At 63.6% G+C, this 23,011-nt stretch carries 24 protein-coding genes and 1 other RNA gene; 14 read left to right on the top strand and 11 right to left on the bottom strand.

The window, feature by feature from the left end; all coding sequences use genetic code 11:
* The first annotated feature begins 38 nt into the window (after positions 1 to 38).
* The 9 genes from ahaH to EA473_RS18430 all read left to right on the top strand — a co-directional run bounded on the left by ahaH (position 39) and on the right by EA473_RS18430 (position 9,381).
* A complete protein-coding gene (ahaH, locus tag EA473_RS18470; RefSeq protein WP_124197117.1) occupies positions 39 to 371 on the top strand; it encodes an ATP synthase archaeal subunit H in 333 nt (110 codons plus the stop codon).
* Complete coding sequence (locus EA473_RS18465) at positions 358 to 2,676, top strand: V-type ATP synthase subunit I (RefSeq protein ID WP_243645308.1); 2,319 nt, start codon at positions 358 to 360, stop codon at positions 2,674 to 2,676. The genes ahaH and EA473_RS18465 overlap by 14 nt, the downstream gene beginning before the upstream one ends.
* Positions 2,677 to 3,050: 374 nt before the next feature.
* Complete coding sequence (locus EA473_RS18460; RefSeq protein WP_124197116.1) at positions 3,051 to 3,338, top strand: hypothetical protein; 288 nt, start codon at positions 3,051 to 3,053, stop codon at positions 3,336 to 3,338.
* Positions 3,339 to 3,353: 15 nt separating this feature from the next.
* Positions 3,354 to 3,941 carry a V-type ATP synthase subunit E gene (locus EA473_RS18455; protein WP_124197115.1) on the top strand — a complete coding sequence of 196 codons (588 nt, stop codon included), beginning with the start codon at positions 3,354 to 3,356 and terminating at the stop codon, positions 3,939 to 3,941.
* Positions 3,938 to 5,014, top strand: coding sequence for a V-type ATP synthase subunit C (locus EA473_RS18450; RefSeq protein WP_124197114.1), 1,077 nt, complete (start codon positions 3,938 to 3,940; stop codon positions 5,012 to 5,014). Before EA473_RS18455 ends, EA473_RS18450 begins: the two co-directional genes overlap by 4 nt.
* Positions 5,011 to 5,346 (top strand): V-type ATP synthase subunit F, encoded by a 336-nt coding sequence (locus tag EA473_RS18445; protein WP_124197113.1) that lies wholly within the window; start codon positions 5,011 to 5,013, stop codon positions 5,344 to 5,346. Before EA473_RS18450 ends, EA473_RS18445 begins: the two co-directional genes overlap by 4 nt.
* Positions 5,347 to 5,356: 10 nt before the next feature.
* A complete protein-coding gene (locus EA473_RS18440; RefSeq protein WP_124197112.1) occupies positions 5,357 to 7,120 on the top strand; it encodes an ATP synthase subunit A in 1,764 nt (587 codons plus the stop codon).
* Between the two features lie 2 nt (positions 7,121 to 7,122).
* The gene (locus EA473_RS18435; protein WP_124197111.1) at positions 7,123 to 8,541 is read left to right on the top strand and encodes an ATP synthase subunit B; all 1,419 of its coding nucleotides are present in this window, start codon (positions 7,123 to 7,125) and stop codon (positions 8,539 to 8,541) included.
* A gap of 213 nt (positions 8,542 to 8,754) precedes the next feature.
* The gene (locus tag EA473_RS18430; protein ID WP_124197110.1) at positions 8,755 to 9,381 is read left to right on the top strand and encodes a GNAT family N-acetyltransferase; all 627 of its coding nucleotides are present in this window, start codon (positions 8,755 to 8,757) and stop codon (positions 9,379 to 9,381) included.
* A gap of 90 nt (positions 9,382 to 9,471) precedes the next feature.
* On the opposite strand, the gene EA473_RS18425 is transcribed toward EA473_RS18430, so the two are convergent.
* Both EA473_RS18425 and EA473_RS18420 read right to left on the bottom strand, forming a co-directional pair.
* Entirely contained in the window at positions 9,472 to 9,741 is a 270-nt protein-coding gene (locus EA473_RS18425) for a hypothetical protein (RefSeq protein ID WP_124197109.1), read from the bottom strand.
* 120 nt (positions 9,742 to 9,861) lie between these two features.
* Complete coding sequence (locus EA473_RS18420) at positions 9,862 to 10,881, bottom strand: hypothetical protein (RefSeq protein WP_124197108.1); 1,020 nt, start codon at positions 10,879 to 10,881, stop codon at positions 9,862 to 9,864.
* A 458-nt stretch (positions 10,882 to 11,339) separates the two neighbouring features.
* Between EA473_RS18420 and EA473_RS18415 the strand changes: the two genes are divergently transcribed.
* Positions 11,340 to 11,630 (top strand): HalOD1 output domain-containing protein, encoded by a 291-nt coding sequence (locus EA473_RS18415; RefSeq protein ID WP_165875328.1) that lies wholly within the window; start codon positions 11,340 to 11,342, stop codon positions 11,628 to 11,630.
* Positions 11,631 to 11,702: 72 nt separating this feature from the next.
* Positions 11,703 to 12,584, top strand: coding sequence for a hypothetical protein (locus tag EA473_RS18410; RefSeq protein WP_124197107.1), 882 nt, complete (start codon positions 11,703 to 11,705; stop codon positions 12,582 to 12,584).
* Between the two features lie 63 nt (positions 12,585 to 12,647).
* Here EA473_RS18410 and serA read toward each other — a convergent pair whose 3' ends face one another.
* A complete protein-coding gene (gene serA, locus EA473_RS18405) occupies positions 12,648 to 14,234 on the bottom strand; it encodes a phosphoglycerate dehydrogenase (protein ID WP_124197106.1) in 1,587 nt (528 codons plus the stop codon).
* An 87-nt stretch (positions 14,235 to 14,321) separates the two neighbouring features.
* On the bottom strand, positions 14,322 to 15,218 hold the full coding sequence (locus EA473_RS18400) for an EamA family transporter (protein WP_124197105.1): 897 nt from the start codon (positions 15,216 to 15,218) through the stop codon (positions 14,322 to 14,324).
* A gap of 160 nt (positions 15,219 to 15,378) precedes the next feature.
* On the opposite strand from EA473_RS18400, the gene EA473_RS18395 reads away from it, so the two are divergent.
* Positions 15,379 to 16,584, top strand: coding sequence for a mechanosensitive ion channel family protein (locus EA473_RS18395; RefSeq protein ID WP_243645307.1), 1,206 nt, complete (start codon positions 15,379 to 15,381; stop codon positions 16,582 to 16,584).
* Between the two features lie 78 nt (positions 16,585 to 16,662).
* Here the strand turns inward: EA473_RS18395 and EA473_RS18390 are convergent, their stop codons facing one another.
* A complete protein-coding gene (locus EA473_RS18390) occupies positions 16,663 to 17,319 on the bottom strand; it encodes a cyclase family protein (RefSeq protein WP_124197104.1) in 657 nt (218 codons plus the stop codon).
* 105 nt (positions 17,320 to 17,424) lie between these two features.
* Between EA473_RS18390 and serB the strand changes: the two genes are divergently transcribed.
* Positions 17,425 to 18,069: a phosphoserine phosphatase SerB gene (gene serB / locus EA473_RS18385; protein WP_124197103.1), complete on the top strand. Its 645-nt coding sequence runs from the start codon at positions 17,425 to 17,427 to the stop codon at positions 18,067 to 18,069.
* Between the two features lie 109 nt (positions 18,070 to 18,178).
* On the opposite strand, the gene rnpB is transcribed toward serB, so the two are convergent.
* Positions 18,179 to 18,743, bottom strand: an RNA gene (rnpB, locus tag EA473_RS18380) — RNase P RNA component.
* Between the two features lie 105 nt (positions 18,744 to 18,848).
* On the opposite strand from rnpB, the gene EA473_RS18375 reads away from it, so the two are divergent.
* Positions 18,849 to 19,448, top strand: coding sequence for a TIGR00296 family protein (locus EA473_RS18375; RefSeq protein ID WP_124197102.1), 600 nt, complete (start codon positions 18,849 to 18,851; stop codon positions 19,446 to 19,448).
* Positions 19,449 to 19,489: 41 nt separating this feature from the next.
* On the opposite strand, the gene EA473_RS18370 is transcribed toward EA473_RS18375, so the two are convergent.
* The 5 genes from EA473_RS18370 to EA473_RS18350 all read right to left on the bottom strand — a co-directional run bounded on the left by EA473_RS18370 (position 19,490) and on the right by EA473_RS18350 (position 23,001).
* Positions 19,490 to 20,212: a sensor domain-containing protein gene (locus EA473_RS18370; RefSeq protein WP_124197101.1), complete on the bottom strand. Its 723-nt coding sequence runs from the start codon at positions 20,210 to 20,212 to the stop codon at positions 19,490 to 19,492.
* A 147-nt stretch (positions 20,213 to 20,359) separates the two neighbouring features.
* A complete protein-coding gene (locus tag EA473_RS18365) occupies positions 20,360 to 20,632 on the bottom strand; it encodes a DUF7521 family protein (protein WP_124197100.1) in 273 nt (90 codons plus the stop codon).
* A gap of 2 nt (positions 20,633 to 20,634) precedes the next feature.
* Positions 20,635 to 21,048, bottom strand: a complete 414-nt coding sequence (locus EA473_RS18360) for a DUF7521 family protein (RefSeq protein WP_243645306.1) — start codon at positions 21,046 to 21,048, stop codon at positions 20,635 to 20,637.
* Positions 21,045 to 21,401, bottom strand: a complete 357-nt coding sequence (locus EA473_RS18355) for an Lrp/AsnC family transcriptional regulator (RefSeq protein ID WP_124197099.1) — start codon at positions 21,399 to 21,401, stop codon at positions 21,045 to 21,047. Before EA473_RS18355 ends, EA473_RS18360 begins: the two co-directional genes overlap by 4 nt.
* A 394-nt stretch (positions 21,402 to 21,795) precedes the next feature.
* Positions 21,796 to 23,001, bottom strand: coding sequence for a nicotinate phosphoribosyltransferase (locus EA473_RS18350; protein WP_124197098.1), 1,206 nt, complete (start codon positions 22,999 to 23,001; stop codon positions 21,796 to 21,798).
* Positions 23,002 to 23,011 lie beyond the last annotated feature (10 nt).

Here is a 23,011-nt window from a genome sequence, read left to right as displayed (position 1 = left end):
CATATACGCGCTCTCGCAAAGGTTCGCCTGCTTAGAGTATGCCGAGGCCAGAGGTTCTCGAACGAATTCAGTCGGCGGAAGCGGATGCCGACGACATCGTCGCACAGGCAGAAAACGACCGCGACGAGCGAATAGCCGAGGCCCGGAAACGTGCCGAGGAGATTCGCACGGACGCGGAACAGGAAGCGCGCGATCTCAAAGAACGTCGCCTCGAGGCGGCGCGAGACGAGATCGACGAGGAGTGTGAGCGCGTCCTCGAGGAGGGCGAACAGGAGCGAGAGGCGCTCGCGGAACGCGCCAGAGAGCGGGTCGACGAAGTGACCGACCACGTCGTCTCCCTGTTCCAGGAGGACGTCCATGCTCAGACCTGAGCGGATGAGCAAGGTCTCGATGGCCGGTTCGAAGGGCGTCATGCCCACGGTCATCGAGACGATCCACGAGTTGAACCTGGTTCACCTCTCGGATTACGACGGTTCCTGGGAGGGGTTCGACAACGGCAACCCGATCGAGGGAGCCGACGATGCCTCCGAGAAGCTGGTGACCGTCCGCGCGCTCGAGAGTACGCTCGAACTCTCCCCGGAGGACACAGCGGCCGGTACGGTCGGCGAGAGCTGGGAGGGCCGACTTGAGGAGATTCGGACGCGAGTGAACGAACTCGACGACCAGCACTCCGAGACCCGCGAGGAGTTGCGCCTGGTCGACGAGAAGATCGACCGCGTCGCACCCTTCGCCGAACTCGGGATCGACCTCGATCTGCTCTCGGGGTACGACCACGTCGACGTCCTCGTCGGCGAGGGCACGCCATCGGAAGTCGAATCGGCCCTCGAAGCTGCCGAGGAGATCCGTGCCTTCGAGATCCTGACCGGGGGCGACGTCGTCGCGATCGTCGCCGCGCCCGCCGAAGGCGAGTCCACCGACGGACTCGTCGACGACGCGCTCGTCGGGATCGAGTTCACCCGTCACCCGGTTCCCGAGACCGAGCAGAGTCCGGAGGAGTACGTCGCCGACCTCGGGGAGGAAAAGCGCGAACTCGAATCCGAACTCGAGCGAATCGAGACCAGTCTCGAGGAGGTCAAACTCGAGGACGGCGGCTTCTTGCTCCGTCTCGAAGAAGAACTCAGTATCGAGGTCCAGCGCGCGGAAGCGCCGCTGCAGTTTGCGACCACGGCAAACGCCTTCATCGCGGAGGGGTGGATCCCCGAGTCCGAGTACGATCGGCTCGTCGACGCCGTCACCGACGCCGTCGGCGAGAGCGTCGAGATCGAAGAGCTCGAGGTCGCGGAGTACGACGACCACGAGCACGGAGCCGAAGCACACACCGGTAGTGGCGGCGACGGCGAGGGTGGCGACGGCGACGAAGCGGAGGCCGAACCGTCACAGCCCGCCGCCCAAAAGGCCGCGACCGACGGCGGAACGTCCGCCACATCCGCTGGCGCGGCGGGTGCCTCGAGCGGTGCCGTGACGATGGACGAGGATCCGCCGGTGATCCTCGACAACCTGACGCCGGCGAAGCCGTTCGAACTGCTGGTGAAGATGGTGAGCCAGCCCAAGTACAGCGAACTCGATCCCACGCTGCTGGTGTTTCTGACCTATCCGTTCGCGTTCGGGTTTATGATCGGGGACATCGGCTACGGGATCCTCTACATGCTGATGGGCTACGGCTGCTGGAAGGTGTTCGACTCCGACGCCGGGAAGGCGCTCGGAACGATCGGTATCTGGGCCGGCGCGTTCACCGTCATCTTCGGCTATCTGTACGACGACATCTTCGGCATCCACATGGGCGACGTCGGGCTCGGCTTCCTGCCGCTCGCCGGGTCGCTCTCGAAGGGGCTGCAGCTCTCGGAGTGGGCATTGCTTTGGATCATCCTGAGCATCGCGTTCGGGATCGTCCACCTCAACATCGGCCTCATCATGGGCTTCGTCAACGAGCTCAGTCACGGCGTCAAAGCCGCCGTCTACGAGCGCCTGTCGTGGATCTTCGCGATGAACGGGCTGTTCATCTGGATCTTCGCACACGGCGACGCGGGAAGCTTCGACCACGGAATCGGCTTCCTGCCGGCCGATCTCGCGTTCAGCGAGACGAAACCCGAATTCCTCGTGGGCACCGGTGAAGAGGCCGTTCTGTACGAATTCCTCGGCTTCGCCGGCCTGCCGGAGATCGTCGGCGTCCTCGGACTCGTGATGTTCCTCGTCGGTAGCGCGATGGTTAGCGTCGGCGAGGGGATCGCCGGCACCTTCGAGATTCCGGCGTGGGCGTTCGGTCACGTCCTCTCGTACCTGCGAATGGTCGCCGTCTTGCTCGCGAAGGGTGGGATGGCGTTCGCGGTCAACCTGCTGGTCTTCGGGGCGTACGAGACCCCCGCCGGCTACACGTACTTCAACTATCCCGGGCTACACATCACCGACATCTCGGGATACGAGTACGCCGAACTCTCACCCGAGTTCGTCGGCCTCATTCACGCCGGCGACGGCATCCTGGTCTCGGCGATCGCGATCCTCGCGGCGATCGTCGTCTTCATCCTCGGGCACATCCTGGTGCTCCTGCTCGGTATCACCGCAGCAGGCATCCAGATGCTGCGCCTCGAGTACGTGGAGTTCTTCCAGAAGTTCTACGAGGGGGGCGGCGAGGAGTACGAACCGTTCGGCGACGATCGGCCGGCCCAGCCGGCCGATTGACCGGTTCTGTTCCCGTTTTCGGCGTTCGTTTTTCGCGAAAGTGGATCCGTTCCATCGACGTATCGAGACGCCTCTCGATCGTACTGAGTGGCGTCCCAAGCCTGCACTGATGAGCGAAACTACGCGGTGTGGTTCGATTTCGCTCATCAGTCGACGTTTGGGAGGGAACTGGGGTGGTCGAAACCCCGTCGGACGGTCTCGAGTTCGTCGCACTCGAGTCCCGTCTCTGCGAATCGGTCCGGATAACTACTCGCGCAACCGGGCGAAATCTGTTGCTACGGTTTAGCTATGTCGAATTCTTTCGAGAGTTTTATGAGGGGAGCAGCGACAGGTACGCCTGTTCGGAGCAATCCAACCCCTATATCGCATTAATCATGATCGAAAACGCACCAGAATTCGCTGATATCGCACTGCAGGCGGCTGAGGCCGCTGAGACGAACGAATCCGACGTTGCAGTCGCGGAGAACTACGCCGAAGCCGCCGCAGCGATCTCGGTCGGTCTCGCTGCGCTCGCATCGGGGTACGCAGAGCGGGGAATCGGCGCAGCCGCAGTCGGCGCGATCGCCGAAGACGACGACATGTTCGTCCCCGGTATCGTCATGACGGTGCTGCCGGAAACGCTCGTCATCTTCGCCATCGTCGTCATCTTCTTGGTCGGATAACCCGACCGTCCCACAATGAGTTTGGACACAGTCGTCGAAGACATTCGAGACGAGGCCCGCGCGCGTGCGGAAGACATCCGTGCGGAAGGCGAAACCCGCGCAGAGGAGATCGTCTCGGCGGCCGAGGAGGACGCCGACGATATCGAAGAGAGTGCAGAGCGCGAGGTCGAACGCGAGATCGAGCAGCTTCGCGAACAGCGACTCTCCAGCGCGAAACTGGAGGCGAAACAACAGCGCCTGGAGGCCCGACGCGACGTCCTCGGCGACGTCCGCGAGGCAGTCGAGGACGAACTCGCCACGCTCGAGGGAGACGACCGCGAGGATCTCACCCGCGAACTGCTCGACGCCGCGAGCGTCGAGTTCGAAGCGGGCGACGACGTCAGCGTCTACGGTCGCGACGAGGACGCCGACCTGCTCGAGTCGATCCTCTCGGACGGGGAGTACGCCGACTACGAGTACGCCGGCTCCTACGACTGTCTCGGCGGCGTCGTCGTCGAGAGCGAGGGATCCCGGGTCCGCGTCAACAACACGTTCGACTCGGTCCTCGAGGACGTCTGGGAAGAGAACCTCCGGGAGATCAGCAACCGCCTCTTCGAGCAATGAGTTTCGGTGCCTCGAATCCGGAGTACGTAAACGGCCGCGTGCGGTCACGCCGAGCGTCGCTGTTCGCGGACGAGGACTACCGCAAGCTGATCCGGATGGGGCCGAGCGGGATCGCACGGTTCATGGAGGAGTCGGAGTACGAACGCGAGATCAACCAGCTCGGAACGCGCTTTTCGGGTGTCGACCTGATCGAGTACGCGCTGAACCGAAACCTCGCAAAACACTTCGACGACCTGCTCGACTGGTCGGAAGGTCGTCTCTACGACCTCATCGCCCGCTACCTCCGGAAGTTCGACGTCTGGAACATCAAGACGATCATCCGCGGCGTCTACACGGAGACGCCATCGGAAGAGATCGAATCGGACCTCATCCGTGCCGGCGAGATCGACGACGCGACGCTCGATCGCGCACTCGAGGCCGACACCGTCGAGGACGTCATCGAGATCTTCAATCGGACGATCTTCCACGACGCCCTCGAGGAGGCCTACGAGGAGTACGAGGAGACCGGCGCGCTGGTCCCGCTCGAGAACGCTCTCGACAGGGAGTTCTACGAACGCCTCATCGAAGACCTGAGCGGATCGTACGATCTGTCGTTTACCGAGCCACAGTCGGGTCCGGAAGCGCTGTACGTCGAGTTCCTGCAGGCCGAAATCGACTTCCGGAACGCCCGGAACGCCCTGCGTCTCGCCCGAAGCGGTGCCGACCTCGAGCCGGCGGAGTACTACATCGAAGGCGGCGTCCTCTTCGACCGAGCGGAACTCTCCAGGCTCGTCGCCGACTACGACGAACTCGTCGACCACATCGCCGAGAGCAAACGCTACGGTGATCGACTCTCGAGCGCGCTGACCAGGCTTCGCGAAGCGGAGAGCCTGATCCAGTTCGAACACGCGCTCGACGCGGCACTACTCGAGTACTCGGATCGACTCTCGAGCATCTATCCGGTTTCGGTTTCGGCCGTCCTCTCGTACATCCTCGCGAAAGAACGCGAGGTCGAGAACATCCGCGCGATCGCGCGCGGACGGGAGGTCGGACTCGACGAAAGCGAGATCGAAGAGGAGCTGGTGATCCTATGAGCCAGGAAATCGCAGTCGTCGGCGACCCGGAGTTTACGACCGGCTTCAGACTGGCCGGCGTTCGCCGGTTCGAGAACGTCGCCGACGAACAGAAAGGGACAGAGTTAGACGACGCCGTCACGAACGTCCTGGACGACGAGGACGTCGGCATCGTCGTCATGCACGACGACGATCTCGAGTACCTCTCGCGGAACGTCCGCCAGAACGTCGAAACGAGCGTCGAGCCGGTCGTCGTCACGATCGGTTCCGGAACCGGTGGCGGCGGTCTACGCGATCAGATCAAGCGTGCGATCGGTATCGATCTGATGGACGAGGACGGTGACAACGAGTGAGACTACAACTATGAGTCAGGCAGAAGACATCGAAACCGTCGACGAAGACGGTGTAATCGAAAGCGTAAGCGGTCCTGTCGTGACCGCTGCGGACCTCGACGCCCGGATGAACGACGTCGTCTACGTCGGCGACGAAGGGCTGATGGGCGAGGTCATCGAGATCGAAGGGAACCTGACCACGATTCAGGTGTACGAAGAGACCTCCGGCGTCGGCCCGGGCGAACCCGTCGAGAACACGGGCGAGCCCCTGTCGGTCGACCTCGGGCCGGGGATGCTAAACGCCATCTACGACGGCGTCCAGCGCCCCCTCGACGTGCTCGAGGAGAAGATGGGGACGGCGTTTCTCGACCGCGGGGTCGACGCCCCCGGGATCGACTTCGAGAAAGAGTGGGAGTTCGAACCGACCGTCGACGAGGGCGACGCCGTCGAGCCCGGCGACGTCATCGGTGAAGTTCCCGAAACCGCGAGCATCACCCACAAGGTGATGGTGCCGCCGGATTCCGATGGCGGCGAGGTGACGTCGATCGAGGCCGGCGAGTTCACGGTCGACGAACCGGTCGCCGAACTCGACTCCGGCGAGGAGATCACGATGCACCAGGAGTGGCCGGTGCGCGAGGCGCGTCCCGCCGAGGAAAAGGAGACGCCGACGATCCCGCTCGTCTCGGGACAGCGCATCCTCGACGGCCTCTTCCCGATCGCGAAGGGCGGAACCGCGGCGATTCCCGGCCCGTTCGGGTCGGGCAAGACCGTCACGCAACACCAGCTCGCCAAGTGGGCCGACGCGGACATCGTCGTCTACGTCGGCTGTGGCGAACGCGGCAACGAGATGACCGAGGTCATCGAGGACTTCCCGGAACTCGAGGACCCGAAGACGGGCAAGCCGCTCATGTCCCGGACGTGTCTCATCGCGAATACGTCCAACATGCCGGTCGCCGCTCGAGAGAGCTGCATTTACACCGGGATCACGATCGCGGAGTACTTCCGCGACATGGGCTACGACGTCGCGCTGATGGCCGACTCCACCTCCCGGTGGGCCGAGGCCATGCGCGAAATCTCGAGTCGACTCGAGGAGATGCCCGGCGAGGAGGGGTATCCCGCATATCTGGCCGCGTCGCTGTCTGAGTTCTACGAGCGCGCCGGCCTCTTCCAGAACATCAACGGCACGCAGGGTTCGGTGTCGGTTATCGGGGCAGTCAGCCCGCCGGGCGGTGACTTCTCCGAGCCGGTCACCCAGAACACCCTGCGCATCGTCAAGACGTTCTGGGCGCTGGACGCCGACCTCGCGGAGCGTCGGCACTTCCCGTCGATCAACTGGAACGAGTCGTACTCGCTGTATCGACAGCAACTCGATCCGTGGTTCCGCGAGAACGTCGAGGAAGACTGGCCGGAGGTTCGCCAGTGGGCCGTCGACGTGTTAGACGAAGAGGACGAGCTCCAGGAGATCGTTCAGCTCGTCGGCAAGGACGCGCTGCCGGAGGACCAGCAGCTGACCCTCGAGGTCGCTCGCTACCTCCGCGAGGCGTGGCTCCAGCAGAACGCGTTCCACGACGTCGACACGTACTGCGATCCGAAAAAGACCTACCGGATGCTCCAGGCGATCAAGACGCTCAACGACGAGGCCTTCGAGGCACTCGACGCGGGCGTTCCGGTCGACGAGATCGCGAACGTCGACGCCGCCCCGCGGCTCAACCGCATGGGCACCGCCGAGGAGTGGAACGAGTTCATCGACGAACTCGAATCGGACCTCGAAGAACAGATTCGGAGTCTGTACTAACAATGAAAGAGTATCAGACCATCACGGAAGTCAGCGGCCCGCTGGTGTTCGCCGAAGTCGACGAACCCGTCGGCTACGACGAGATCGTCGAGATCGAGACGCCGGAGGGCGAGACCCTGCGCGGGCAGGTGCTCGAGTCGAGCGAGGGAATCGTCTCGATCCAGGTGTTCGAAGGGACCGGCGGTATCGACCGCAACGCGTCCGTTCGCTTCCTGGGCGAGACGATGAAGATGCCCGTCACCGAGGACCTCCTCGGGCGGGTGCTCGACGGCTCCGGGAACCCGATCGACGGCGGCCCGGAGATCGTCCCCGACGAGCGCGTCGACATCGTCGGCGAAGCGATCAACCCCTACTCGCGGGAGTATCCCGAGGAGTTCATCCAGACCGGCGTCTCCGCCATCGACGGCATGAACACGCTGGTTCGCGGCCAGAAGCTGCCGATCTTCTCCGGATCGGGACTACCCCACAACGAACTCGCGCTCCAGATCGCCCGCCAGGCGACGGTGCCGGAAGAAGAGGAAGGCGACGACGAGGACGGCTCGGAGTTCGCGGTCATCTTCGGCGCGATGGGGATCACCCAGGAGGAAGCAAACGAGTTCATGCAGGACTTCGAGCGCACGGGCGCACTCGAGCGCTCGGTGGTCTTCATGAACCTCGCGGACGACCCCGCAGTCGAGCGGACGGTCACGCCGCGACTCGCGCTCACCACGGCGGAGTACCTCGCCTTCGAGAAGGATTACCACGTACTGGTCATCCTCACCGACATCACGAACTACTGCGAGGCGCTGCGCGAGATCGGTGCCGCACGCGAAGAGGTTCCGGGTCGCCGTGGTTACCCCGGGTACATGTACACCGACCTGGCCCAGCTCTACGAGCGCGCGGGCCGCATCGAGGGCCGCGAGGGTTCGGTCACCCAGATTCCGATCCTCACGATGCCCGGCGACGACGACACCCACCCGATCCCCGACCTGACGGGCTACATCACGGAAGGCCAGATCGTGATGGATCGGGACCTGAACAGCCAGGGGATCGAGCCGCCGATCAACGTCCTGCCAAGCCTCTCGCGGCTGATGGACGACGGGATCGGCGAGGGGCTGACCCGCGCAGACCACGGCGACGTCTCCGACCAGATGTACGCCGCCTACGCGGAGGGTGAGGACTTACGCGACCTCGTGAACATCGTCGGTCGCGAGGCGCTGTCCGAGCGGGACAACAAGTTCCTCGACTTCGCCGACCGCTTCGAAGAGGAGTTCGCCCAGCAGGGCTACGATACCAACCGGACGATCGAGGACACCCTCGAGATCGGCTGGGACCTGCTCTCGATGCTCCCGAAGGAGGAACTCAACCGCATCGGCGAGGACCTGATCGAGGAGCACTATCGCGAAGAGGAACCGGAAGCAGCCGAAGTCTCCGCGGACTGATCGCTCGCCGCAGTTTTCTTTCGATCGGAGCGAATCAAAAGCGTGTTGTCAACACAGTGATGTCGCTCCGACGGATGCGAATCCAAACAGCGGTAGTCCCAGCGAACACGAGCCACACAGCGGGTGTGCCGAGCAACCGAATCGGACTGCACTCGGTTTCGAAACCGATTAGAGAGGTATTAAGTACGTACGGTCGGGCCCACGCGGGAACCGATGCACGCCACACTCGAGGCGACCGATCGACCGTTTCCCGAGACGCTCAGGACCGACAGGCTGCTGCTCGAACAGGCGTGTCGGCAGAACGTCTCGGCGTTCGAGTTCTACCGGATCAGAGCGAGCGACGACGGTATCGACGAGGTCGCCGAGTATCTCCCCTGGGAACCCGACGACTCGCCACGAGAGACGGCCGACCGACTCGACCGGTTCGGGCGCGAGTGGAAAAACGGGACGGTCGCGCGCTACTTCGTACGTCCGCGTGCGGACGAACCGGACGCGGGCACGCTTGCCGGCGTCGCCAAACTCGAGGTCGATCGGGTTCGAGAAACCGGATCGCTCGGAATCTGGCTGCGAAAGCGGTTCTGGGGCCGGGGGTACGCCGGCGAACGCGCCGGGGCGTTGCTCGAGATGGCGTTCGATCGACTGGACCTCGAGATCGTCGAAGTCGTCCACCAGAACGGAAACGACCGATCCCGCCGGGCGATCGAACGCTACGTCGAGAGCTACGGCGGGGAGTACCAGGGACGCCTTCGGAATTGGCGAACCGACGGCGACGACGTCGTCGACGCACACCGGTACACGATCACTGCCGCCGAGTACGACGACGCCGTCGACGGCCAGTAGAGGCGGCGGACGGGGCACTTGAGACGGAGGACAGTACCGCGGCGACCGTATCCGGCGTATGGGATCGTCCGAACGTATTCAGCAGGTGTATTAGGAGCCCTGCCACAGCAGAGACGTGAAGAACACGAAAATCAGTGCCGCGAGAATCGCGAGTGCATGATCCGTCGCCCACTGTTCGAACGTCGGCGAGATGAATACTCCGACCGCGATCGTTCCGAAGAGACTGCCCATCAGGATCCTGTAGATCTCACCGGTTATCACTCCGTGAACGAAAATTATCAAACCGAAGACTGCGAAGAGCGCTATCGCCGTACGGTCGGAGGTCGACTCGTCATCGGCCGTCTGTCCGTTGTCGTCCATAGTACTGTCACCGGTTGAGGGGGGGTGGTGTCACTATTCCTCGACAGGGCCGTGAACGGCCTGTGATTGTACCGATAATGATTACCAGCAGATCATCTGAGTGCGTTGTCGTCTAAAACATTAGTCACACTCCGCATAGTTATATTCCTCTCTTGTCGGTGCGTCTTCCAGTTCGCACTTTGTCATAGGGATGTAGGAGGGGCCAGCTGGAGATGCCACGTAGCAGGGATGTGGGTCCCCCTCAAGAGCCATAAAGTTGTCTTCTAACCAATCAACTTCTAGTTCAACGACCGCGTCACTGTGGTCACAGGCAAAACAATCAATCACATTGTAACTCGTAAAAAAGGTAGCCCCAAGACACGCTACTGCACCAAATATCCCCGCTGCGGTCGCACAACCGAGGATTGTAACTGCACTGGCACCTAGGTTCACATTCAGACATTCGAGAGTCGCACAGCTTAACAGACCCACTCCTGGATCAAACAGTTTGACGTGAATCTCACAATATTCATTGGAATTCCTCTCAACAGATGAGCTTTCGGAATCGGGACCAACAAGACCAGCACTGGAAACTACTGTTCCGTCGTCTTGAGTACTAAGAACATCAGATAGTGTTTTTTCGCTTATCTTTCCATCATTAACTCGGTATTCGCGTGCGTCGATATCACCAAGTTTGGCGACCTCGCTAATCCGTCCGTCAAGATACGTGAGCGTCGCACCTGAATTTATATAACGGAACGCTGGATGGGTATCCCCATCTAGATCAAACGTGTTGTTTCCGTTCCACGTCAGAAACACGGTAGCATCATTATCTTTTGCTTGAATGTTTTTGAATGGAACGACGACCGTATCATATCTACCGGTTACTATGTCTGTCTCGATTGTTTTTCTGGTTCCTCTTGTCTCTCGCCACTTTGGTGACCAGCCCATTTCCTTCGCTCGACGCATGAGTAAGCGGACATCCTCGCGATGTCGTATTTTGGATTGTATTCGAAGAAGATCTGTTGAATCAAGATCGGAAATCTCAACGGACTCTTCCTCAGAGTGTTCGTTCGCACTGACAAGGCCAGGAATAGCTATCGCAGAACTGCTCATCGTTAATCCACTCAATAGCTTTCGTCTGTCAATCTTACGTGGCATACATGTAGGAAGTATAGAGAATACAATATAAATGTTTCTGCTAGAAGTAATAAATAAATGTTATAATATAATTGTATATTATATGGTCTTCTGCGGGTTTATGTTCCGATGAATAACGATCGATCCGGTCAGACCAATTCAATGATAACCAGTAGCTAAGGGTGTTGCTAACATAGCGGTCCCTTGGGCGAGTCTGTCGACAGAACGGTAGGGGGTTGCTCTAGGTGGCGTTCGACCGACTAGACAACGACGGGTCTCGACACGCGATAGAACACGCCGTCGGCGTCCAGTAGCGACCTCGCGAACCCGGCACTCGAGCCATCCTCGTATGGAGTTTCGGCTTTCGACCGCCTCGGCCGCCGAATTCGCCGTCTGGCCGGAGTACGACGGCAGTATACATCCGACAACCCTACTCATTTTGGGAGCAGTCTCTTCCGTGTACGGTCAAACATTTTGATATGGTCTTTCAGGACCGCGATTGCCCTCCAGCGGACGACTCCGCCGCAGTTCACGTCGAACAGCGCGAGTCGGAATCGATCGTTCACGCGGTCGTCAGAGCGGTGGCCACCCGGAACGACGTCCACGCGACCGACCTCCCCCCGCTGTACGATCGGATCGATCCGGACGCGATGGCCGCGCTCGTCGACCAGTCGACCAGCCGTCGATCGGACGTCGTCATCGGATTCGACTACCTCGGTGACCACGTCGTCGTCTCCCAAGACGGGCACGTCTGCATCTACGACGAGTGACGGTTACGGACGTTCTCACTCAGCGGACAGTCACGAGCAGTTATTGTTCCGTCCGTGGTCGTCGCTACTCGAATGACTCACTCGAGGATCACGCGCCGCGGCGTCGTCGCACTCATAGCGGCCGGGTTGGCCGGGTGTACGGGCAGCGAGGAGAGAGAAAACGACGATAGCGTGGACGACCCGAACGGCGATGGGGACGATGGGACCGACGATCCCACCGACGACTCACGCGACGCCCCGCAACGCGACGTGGACGTCGACTGGGACGAGGCCCCGGCGTTTCGACGATGGCTACTCGAGACGGACGTCACCAGCCGGTTCGACTACACGGCGGCGTTTCCCGACGGCGTCGATCCGGCAGAGGAGTTTCCCGCGTTTTTCGGCATGTCGGCCGGAGACGTCGACGCCCACCTGATACAGACGGGCACGCACGTCTTTTTCGGCTCGTTCGACGTCGAGTCGATCGTCGACGGCGTGGCCGCGACCGACGACGTCGAGATGAGAGGCCAGTACGAGGGGTACACGATCCTCGCCGAAGAGCTGTCTAACGGGAGCGCACGCGACATCGCGGTCGGCTCCGACGCGATCGTCGTCGGGAACGACGCCGAACGCCGGATCGACGCCAGCCGCGGGGACGAAGACCGACTCGAGGAGGTCGATCCCGAGTTTACGCACCTCTTCGACGAACTACCCCACGAGACGACCGTCACCGGCCAGTACGGCGGGGTGACTCACCTCGACGTCGACGGAATCCACTGCTGGGGCGTCTCGAGCGAATCGCCCTCGGCGGAGACGATGACGTGGGTGATTATCTTCGAACGCGAGTCGGACCTGACCGACGCGGTTGCAGCGGATCTCGAGGAGATTTCCGGCGAAGTCGACGAGTCGAGTTACGACGGTCGAACGGCGACGATCCGCGGCAGGCCGCCGGAGATACCGGAGGGAGCACCCTGAGCGGCGATCTGGAGACGGCCGCGAATCCGCGACCGACGTCGCACTGACTGCTGTTCGACGGTATCAGTTCTGGCCGTTGAGCGTGATGTAGTCGACGCCGATGATCCGTTCGTCCGCGTTGAGTTCGTCTTTGGCCGCTTCGGGAACCTGGCTGTCGACGTTGTACACCGTAAGCGCCTCGCCGCCGATCGTCTCGCGGGCGTTGAACATGCCCGCGATGTTGACGTCGTGGTTCCCCATGACGGAGCCGATGAGCCCGATGACGCCGGGTTCGTCCGTGTTGCGGGTGACGACCATCTTTCCGTGGGGGATGGCGTCGACCCGGTAGCCGTCGACGCGGACGATCCGTGGGTCGTCCCCGGCGAAGAGCGTCCCGTCGACCGACACCTCGTCGTCGTCGTTGCCGACGGTGACGGAGATCAGACTCTGGAAGTCCTCCGCCTGCCGAGTCTTCGACTCGGTGACGTCGACCCCGCGATCCTCGGCGATCTGGGGTGCGTTGACCGCGTTGACCTGCCACTCGAGCGGTTCGAAGACGCCTTTCAGCGCGCTCGCGGTGACGAACTCGACGTCCTCGTCGGTGATATCGCCCTCGTAGGTGACCTCGATGCGTTCGATTCGACCGTCGAGCAACTGTGCGGCGACCTTGCCGGCGGTTTCGGCGATCTCGATGTACGGTTCGACGCGCGGGAAGGCGCTCTCGTCGATCGAGGGGGCGTTGAGCGCGTTCGCGACGGGTTCGCCGGCGAGTGCGGCGGCGACCTGCTCGGCCGTCGACGTCGCGACGTTTTCCTGTGCCGCCTCGGTCGACGCGCCGAGGTGTGGCGTGACGATGATCTCGTCGTGGCCGAGCAGCGGCGAGTCCGCCGACAGCGGTTCCTCCGCGAAGACGTCGAGTGCCGCGCCCGCGATCGTCCCGTCCGCGGCCTTGGCCGCGAGGGCGTCCTCGTCGATGATGCCGCCGCGGCCGACGTTGACGACGTAGCCGTCCTCGAGCAGGTCGAGTTCGTCCTCGCCGATCAGTCCCTCCGTCTCGGGGGTCAACGGCGTGTGGATCGTGAGGAAGTCGGCGGCCGCGAGACACTCCTCGAACTCGACGAGTTCCGCGCCGATACGCTCGGCGCGCTCCTCGGAGATGTAGGGGTCGAACGCGACGATGTCCATACCCAGCGAGTCGAGTTTCTTCGCGACTTCCTGGCCGACGCGTCCGAGTCCGACGACGCCAAGCGTCTTGTTGTCGAGTTCGGCACCGAGATAGTCGCTTTTCGCCCACTCGCCGTCTTTCAGGCGGACGTGAGCCTGTGGGATCGATCGTGCGGTCGCAAACGCCATCGCGACGGTGTGTTCCGCCGCGGCGCGGACGTTTCCTTCGGGTGCGTTGGCGACGATGACGCCGTGGTCGGTCGCCGCGTCGATGTCGATGTTGTCGACGCCGATCCCGGCGCGGCCGACGATGACCAGTTCCTCGGCGGCCTCGAACACCTCCTCGGTGACCTCGGTTCCGGAGCGGACGATCAGTCCGCCCGCGTCGGAAACCGCCTCGAGGAGTTCCTCGCCCTCGAGTTCGTAGCCTGTTTCGACGTCGTAGCCGGCGTCAGTGAGTACGTCCAGACCCGCGTCCGCGATCGGGTCCGTGACCAGCACCTTCATGCGCGAGTCACTCGTGCGGAGCGGGTAAACCCTTCCGTTGTGCCCGGAGTGGGCAAATTTTGACACCTATCAGACGGATAAATGGTGTCAGATCGTTATCAACGCAGCGCCGACGACGATCAGTGTCGCACCCAGGACGACGCCTTTCGTCACCCGCTCGAGGTCGCGCAACAGGACGGCGGCGAACGCGAGCGTGAACAGGGGTGCGGTCGCGACGAGCGGATCGACGATCGCGACCCGCCCTTCCTCGAGGCCGAGTGCGGCCGTCAGCGAGAGCATCGCGAACGTGGTGAGAACGCCGCTGACGGCGAAATACCGGTAGGACGAGCGAGGGCGGTCGAGGACCCCACGTCCGCCGACCGCGAAGACGTACGCGGCGAGGGCGACCAGCCCGGCCGTCTCGTTGATCGTGACCGCCTCGAGTGCGGAGATCGGCGTCTCGACCATGCCGTACCGGCGGGCGACGTTCGCGGCGGCGAACGTGACGGCGGCGGCGATCGGCCACAGCAGGTCCCGCGGCTGCCAGCCGGCGAGGTCACCACCCTTCGACGCCGTCAGGACCGACAGTCCGCCCACGAGGATGGCAATGCCGGCGGCCGTCACCGGACCGAGCGGCTCGCCGAGGAGGGTAAGCGCCATCAACGCAGCGAACAGCGGTCGACTGCTGAGAATCGCGCTGGTGAGAGTCGCGCCCACCCTGTCGGTGCCCACGAAGATCGTGATCCGGCCGAGGGCGGTGCCGACGAACCCCGCGAAGACGAAGACGGCCAGGATCTCGAGCGTGAGGCCGGAAAACGCCGATCGGCCGTAGATCGCACCGACCGCGATCCAGTACAGCGTCGAGTCGACGAGGACGACGACCAGCGACCCCTGGACCGAACCACCGCCGGCGGCCATCCCGCGCTTGTCGAATATCGGCGTGAGCCCCCAGAGAACCGCCGGAAGTAACGCGAGCGCGAGTACTTCGACGGTCGCACCCGTCATCTATCCACCCTCGAGTCCGCCAGTACTTCCATCAGTGAGTCTGAGGATTGCCGCGGGGTGAACGTTGCGATATCGAGACTACAGCCGAATCCGATCTCGTCGGCGGGGTCCGAAATCAATCAGTATTTACTTCTCGGTTAACTATGCGTTAGCCACGCTGATGGCGGGACACCCGTTCGGTACGCGGTCGCGGATCGGCCCCGACGCAGCCGAGGCGGCCCCCGCCGTCGAACCGAATCACTGGATGCAATCCGCGCTGGCAGCGTGGTCACAAACGCCGCTTGCCGACGGCGGACTCGGCCCCATCGACCGGACCTGGCTCGTCGTCGGGCTCATTCTCGTCTGCTCGGTCTTGCTGGCCCGGTTCGTTCAGTGGGGGAGTCGCCGGTATCTCGACGGGACGGACGCAGAGACGACCGTCGGCCGCGCGGTGTTCTCCGAAATTCACACGCCCTTCGCGATCACGATCGCCCTGCTCGGGGTGTATCTCAGCCTGCTCGTGCTGGATCTCCTCGATTCGACGCCGAACGTCGTGGCGCTCATCGCGACGGCCGTGATCGTCCTCTGGGCTCGAGCGTCGATCACGATCGGCCGCCGCTGGATCGCGATCCTCCAGGATGGCGACAACGGGTACGAGTTCGCGCCGATGTTGGGCAATCTCTGGACGATCACCGTCGTCCTCGGCGCGGGGCTGTTGTTGATCTCGGTCTGGGATTTCACCGTGACGCCGTTTCTCGCGTCAGCGGGAATTCTCGGCATCGTCCTCGGCTTTGCTGCACAGGACGCGATCGGCAACCTGATCGGCGGGGTCGCCCTCTACGTCGACAACACGTACAAGATCGGCGACGTGATCCGGATCGAAGACGATATGCGCGGAACAGTCACCGACGTCGGCATCCGGAGTACGACGGTGTTGACCGAGGACAACCTCCTCGTGACGGTGCCGAACGCGATGTTGAACTCGACGCAGGTCGTCAACGAGAGCGCACCACAGCGACACATGCGGCTTCGCATCCCGATCACGGCGGCCTACGGGAGCGACTACGAGACGATCGAGCGACTGGTTCTCGAGGTCTGCGATGAGTGTTCGCTCGTCCGTCAAACGCCGTCGCCGAAACTACTGTTCGTCGAGTTCGGCGACTCCGCGCTGGTGTTCGAACTCAGAGCCTACATCAATCACCCGCTGGTCGAACGGCGCGCGATCGACCAGATCAACCGCGGCGTCTACGACGCCTTCGACGAGGCGGATATCACGATCCCGTTCCCCCAGCGGGAACTCAGCTTTTTAGAGGAGGGGGCGGGCGCGGAGTACGACTTCGAAGAGGACGTTCGGGTCGAGGAGAGTGCTGCCGATCGCGACCGATAACGCGTCTCGCCGACATCCGTCCCGGTATCGCGTACCGATTCGTCTCCCGGTATCGCGTACCAAATCGTCTGGCGGTCGTCACTCGAGGGCGGCGACCGCCCGGACCGGTGCGCCGTCGGCGTTTCGAAGCGGGAGCGGGAACGCATAGAGGCGGAACCGTTCGGGCAACCCCTCGAGATTCCGCAGGTTCTCGAGTATGGGGAGGCCCTCGCCCAGTAACGTGCGGTGGACGGGAAAGCCGTCGGGTTCGTCCTCGCTCGCGTTCGCCGTTGGCGTCGGATCGGGATTCAACGTATCGGCGGCGACGCCACAGCCGGCCTCCCGGAGGGAAACGGCGGTTTCGGGTGCCAGATACGGGTGGTCGAGATATGCGTCGGTGTTCCAGCGGTCGTCGTAGCCGGTTCGAACCACGAGGAGGTCGACCGGATCGGCGGATTCGTCGAGATCCGCCGGCAGGTCCGACGGACCGATCCGCTCGCGGGGTCGACACGGCGCGACGTTTACGAGGCGGGCCTCGAAAACGTACTCCGATACGGGACGGTCCTCGAGGCCTCTCCCGTCGGGTTCGGTGTGACTCGGGGCGTCGATGTGCGTTCCGGTGTGACTGCCACAACAGATCTCTCGAACGGCGACCCCGTCCTCCGAAACCGTCGCCGTCTGCGATACCTCGACCGGCGGATCACCCGGGTACGTTTGCATCCCCGCCTCGATCGGATGGGACAGATCGCGGTACATACTCGGGCCGTGGGCCCGAAGATCCTAAAGTGGTCGTTGAAACGATACCCGCTCCCGAGGCGAAAACCTGAACTGGTTTATCCGGTGGCCCACAATCGGCGAGCGATGACAGTCGTCGCCTTCGACTTCGACGGAACGCTATCGGACTCCGAGATGACCGTGTTGCTCGGCGAGCGCTGTGGCGTCGCCGACGAGATGGCCGAAATCACCGAACGGGCGATGAACGACGAGATCGGTTACGCCGAGAGTCTCCGGGAGCGAGCGGCGCTGCTCGAGGGGCTTGCGGCCGAGGAGTCTCGAGACGCCTACGACGATGTCGAACTCCGCGAGGGGGCGGCCGACCTGATCGCCGCGTTGAACGAGGCGGGCGTGACGACGGCGATCCTCACCGGCGGCTTCGAACGCGGGGTCGCGGCCGCACTCGAGCGCGAAGGCGTCTCGGTCGATCACGTCGTCTCGAACCGACTCCCGATTCGAGACGGCGGACTGACCGGCGAGGTCGAGGGGCCCCTGATCGAGGGGACCAAAGACGACGCGCTCGAGGAGCTGGCCGCCGACGTCGGCGTCGACCTCGAGGAGACCGTCGCGGTCGGTGACGGGGCGAACGACCTGCCGATGTTGTCGGTGTCGGGGCTCGCGGTGGGCTTCGACCCGAAGCCGGCGGTCGAACCCCACTGCGACGTCGTCGTCACGTCGATGGATGGGGTTCGTGACGTCCTTCTCGAGGAGGACGTGCTGCCGGCGGTTTGAATCGGGTTTTCCGCAGATTCGAGGAGTTTCGATGTGGATATTCGAGGAGTTCCGGCGTGGGACTCGAGGACTGAGTTCCGATCGGCGTCGCCACTCGAGTGTGAAAATCGGGTGAGAGGAGTAAGCCCCCTTCTGTTCGTCCCGGCATTCGGCTGAGCGTCCGCGCCGTCCGCGGCGGAGCCGCGGGGTGTTCGGGCTACCACGGCACGGACTTGCACCGGTGAGGGTTCGCCGTTCCATCGATCCTCGGCCGTCGACGTGCGGTCGATCGTGGCGTCGTCTTCGGCGGTCGATCCGCCTCGAATCTCGCGGTTTCCGCGTCGGCGGGAACCGCACACACGATCGACGGGTTCGAACCGTCGGTCGTCAACCGCACGCGCGAGCGGGTCTGTCGCTCGTCGGCGGTCCTCGGCTCGTCGCACGAGAACCGCCTCCCTCTGCGGGTCAACTCCCCTTCCTCGCGGTCGGGTTCGCACGCGTCATAGGTCGGGCCGAGACGTGTCGTTTCTGTTCCAGAGCCAGCGGTCTCCCGCTCCGGACTTGCGTCCGGTCACCCGCCCGAACGGGTGGGGGGACTTTCCTCGCGAGCGTGACACATCCCGTCGGGATGTATCGCGGTACTGTGGCCGCGCCGTCGCCGGCGGGGCCACCGCGGCAGCCAGGCTCTCTCTCCCAGTTATCGTAGGCACTTCGGGTGAATAAGTCCCTCGGTCAGTGGCTGATCCGACCCCCGAGAGGAATGGAAGCGTTTTAGGACGACTACTCCCATGTACTGGTGTATGTCCCAGCGACAGGGCGTCGACCTCTCTTACGAGGATGGCGCGCGTGCCGTCAAACTGGCGCGCGAGGCCGTCGAATCCTACGTACAACACGGGCAACGAGAACAGCCAGGCAGCATGCGCGAAGCCTTCTACGAGCGAACGGGCGCGTTCGTCCGCCTCGAGTCTACGCGCGGACGCGGGAGTCTCCGGGGGTGTGCCGGCGGCTACCGGTCGGGCGACCAGCTCGGTCACGTGATCGTCGACGCGGCGATCGAAGCCGCGAGCGAGGACTCCTGTGGCTCGGAAGTGAGCCCGTCGGAGCTTCCGAACCTGACCGTCTCGGTCTGTTCCGTCAAGAACGTCGTGCTCACGGACGATCCGGTCGCCGATCTCGAACTCGGCACCCACGGGGTCGCCATCGACGGCGGCGAGGGCGGCTGGCTGTACCCCACGGTTCCAGTCGAGAACGGCTGGAGCGAACACGAGTACCTCGATCGAACCTGCCGGAAAGCCAAACTCGCGCCGGGTGCCTGGCAGAACGACGACGTCGTCGTCACGCTGTTCGAAGGGCAGGTTTTCCGCGAGCGCGAGGCCGGCGGTAGTATCGAGGAACTCTAACGGCGAACGATTCAGAGCGGCCGTTCCCACTCGAGCGGTCGTCACTCCGGATCGCCGTCCGGCGATCGGTCGTCGAACGCACCGAGCAAGATTGCGTTCAACACGCCACCGACGACCGCGACGGCGTTCAGGACGTGAACGGAGAGGAATCCGAGGACGACGCCGAACCCGGCCACGAGGAGAGCCACCGGAAGTGTCTCTACCTGATACTGGCCGATCATATACGTGACCGTCGGATCCCCGTAGACGAGCGGTGCGGCAAGCATCGCCGTGACGACGGCGACGGCCGTAACCAGCAGCGTAAACGCCACCGTTCCGTAGACGAACTTGGCGAGGACGACCACGAAACTGGTCCAGGTCGTCGGTGCGGTCACCAGCGCGACGAGCGCGTCGTCGTAGCCGTCTTCCGCACGCAGGAGGCTGCGGGGATTCTCTTTTCGGAGGGCCGCAGGCAGCGGGGTGTCGACGCCGACGAGGTGGGTCGTAAGCACCGCCTCGAGCGCCGCGAGCACCATGACGAAGCCGACCAGAAACGCCAGTATCGGAATTCCGACCAGCGTAACCGAGAGGCCGACGCCGAGGGAAACGCCGGTGACGACGGTGACGAAGTAAAGCAGTCCCAGCGGAAACGCCACCGCGAGATACAACAGGTTGCTGTACGTCTGGAGGCGAAACGGGACGCCGAAGAACCAGCGAACCGGGCGGTCCCTCGGCCCGTCGGATCCGTTCTGACCGATCGCGAACGCGGATTGCATCGAACTCATGGTGCACTCGAGGAGTGAACCCCCAACTGCGTATAAGGGGCCACCGAGTTGGTCGGTCGCCAGTCCTGAGAAAGAGTAATATAGGAGTTTTCGTTGCGGGGGCGAAAGAGTCAGCTCTCGAGGGAGAGACCGGGCGTCCGTCGTCGATCAGTACTGAAACGTGCGGTAGATCGCCGCGAGGCCGACGGTGTGTGAGAGGGTGATCGCGAGCAGCGCCTCGGCGTCCGCGAGGTCGACCGCCGGCCCCACGAGATAGAGGATCAGGTACGGAACGACTGCGATACAGACGATACCGATCGAGAGCGCGCGCATCGTCGGGCTGTCGTTTCGTCGGAAGCCACGATAGGCGAGGACGGCGACGAACAGTCCCACCACTGCGGTGAGGGCGGACGCGACCGCGGTGAGTGTTTCGAGTGGCATGGTTATCTCGAGTAGACGACGTAGAGGATGACGATCAGTCCGCACAGTTCCGAGAGCGTCGTGGTCAGAAGCTGTGCGGACAGCGGGATCACCGCGACGTTGCCGACGATCAGCCGGACGAACATCGGGCCCGGGGCCAGCAGGAACATCCCCACCGCGAGCAACAGGATCGGGCGGGCCCTCGTCCGGCGGTAGCCCTCGACGAACCGGTAGGTGACGAGCACCGAGAGGAGTAACGCGACGAAAAACGTCACGATCGCCGCGAGGACGACCAGCGTCGAACCGCCCTCGACCTCGACCTGTAGCGGAGCCAGCGGAAGGGTGTGGGAAACTGCGCTCTCGAGAGCGTCGACCCAGCCCGCCGCTCCCGATTGCGGATCGAACGCCGCGACGGATCGCGCGTGTTCCCCGATCATCCCGTGAACTCCTCGTACAGTCGCGTGAACGTATCCGCCGGCTCCTCCTCGGCGTAGTCGACCTCCACGACGAACCCGTCCGCCGTGACGTCGATCGCGACGCCCTCGAGTCGGGCGACGTACACCTTGTAGTGGTGACCGTTCGGATCGAGGCGTTGCTGGTCGGCCAGGAGCCCGCGCTCCTGAAGCCGGTCGATGCGTCTGTAGATGGTCGACGGATCTGCGTCACAGGCCGCGCTCAGCGACTCCGCCGACTGGGCCTCGTCGTACGTCTCGACGATAATCGTCCGGGCGTAGTCGTCCTCGAGCAGGGCGAGCAGTTCCTCGGTATCGGCGTCGAGGCGGCGGCTCATCGGCTCGTCACCCGAAATCTGACCGAGCGGTTCGAACGTCGGTCGAAGACGGGCGGGACTCGAGGTTCCTGGCGTCCTCGAGTCGAAACGTTCCCCCGGAGCATCGATTTCCGTGCCGACACGTCCGTTGAGTATCACGTTCGAATCGAAATAACCGTTCGGATACGGGACAGACCGACCGCGTGACCGGCTGTGGCGGATCGCGTCGGTTCTCCACCTCGCGAGCTCATCAGTCGTCGGCGTCGAGTGTTTACCGGGAACTCGAGGCCGCCGACCGAACCTGACGCAGTGGTACTCGAGGTCGCCGACCGAACCTGACGCAGTGGTACTCGAAGTCACCGACCGAACCTGACGCAGTGGTACTCGCCGCAGCCGACCGAACCTGACGCGACCGTTACCCGTCAGTCCCGAACCCGACCGTCTCGGCGTCGGCCAGACAGCGTTCGCTCGCCTCGTCCAGATCGAATTCGCGGACGATTTCGCCGTCCCGGATCAGGGGCTCGAGCAGTGCCTCGCCGTCTTCGGGCCCCTCGCGGTCGGCCAGCGCGACGTGGTGGCCGCCGTCGGGCGTCCGGTAGACCTGCTTCCGGCCGGAGAGTTTCCCCCGTTTCGAGACCGGTTTCCCCTCGTTGCCGGCCTGTGCCCGGCCGCTCGAGGGATCGTCCGATCCCGCGCGGATCTCGACGATGTCGAGACTGAAGTCGACCGAGTCGGCGCCGGTGATGTGGCTGCCGACGCCGAAGCCGTCGGCGACGTCGCGCAGGTTCCGGATGGACTCGGGCTCGAGCCCGCCGCTGCAGAAGATGTCGACGTCCTCGCGGGCTCGAGCGTCGAGTTCCCAGCGCACCTCCCGAACGATGTGACGGAAGTCGCCCCGCCGGGAACTCGTGGTGTCGATGCGAACGCCGTCCAGATCGTCGCCCAGCGTCTCCGCGGCCAGCAGGCTCTCGCTGACCTCGTCCCAGAAGGTGTCGACCAGCGCGATTCGGGGGACGTCCTCGGGGACAGCCTCGTCGAACGCCGTCCAGGCCTCGGCCTGGTTCCCCTCGCCGAAACAGAACATGAGCGCGTGGGGCATCGTCCCGCCGGGCACCCTGTCGAGAATTTCACCAGCTGCGACGTGCGAGAAGCCGTCGAGCCCGGCGAGCAAGGCGGCGCGTTCGACCGACGCGGTGATCGCCGGGTGGACGTGGCGGGCCCCGAACGACAACACGAGGGAGTCGGGGGCGGCCAGTCGCGCCTCGAGTGCGGCCGTCGCGAATCCGCTCGGCTGTGAAAGAAAGCCGAGCAACGAGGTCTCGAGTTCCGCGAACGCGAGGTACGGCCCCTCGATTCGCATCACCGGCCCGCCGTCGAACAACTGGCCGTCGGGGAGCGCGTCGACGTCGACGGCCCGGCCCTCGAACAGCGTCGCGACGTCGTTCACGCCGGTGAAGACGTCGAAGGAACCGGTCGGGAACTGGTCGGCGGTCACCTCGGCGACCACCGTTGGGTTTTTTTCCGCGTACTCGAGCGTCGTCCGCGTGCGCTCGAAGTAGGCGTCGGTCGCGGCCCCCTCGAGAATCGCGTCAGGGGAGACGGTTCCGAACGGATGTGACATAGCGTCGATT

Origin of the sequence: Natrarchaeobius chitinivorans (assembly GCF_003841505.1) — an archaeon.
Classification (GTDB): Archaea; Halobacteriota; Halobacteria; order Halobacteriales; family Natrialbaceae; genus Natrarchaeobius; species Natrarchaeobius chitinivorans.
Note: the sequence above shows the minus strand (reverse complement) of the source record. Positions and strands in the feature narration are given on the sequence as shown.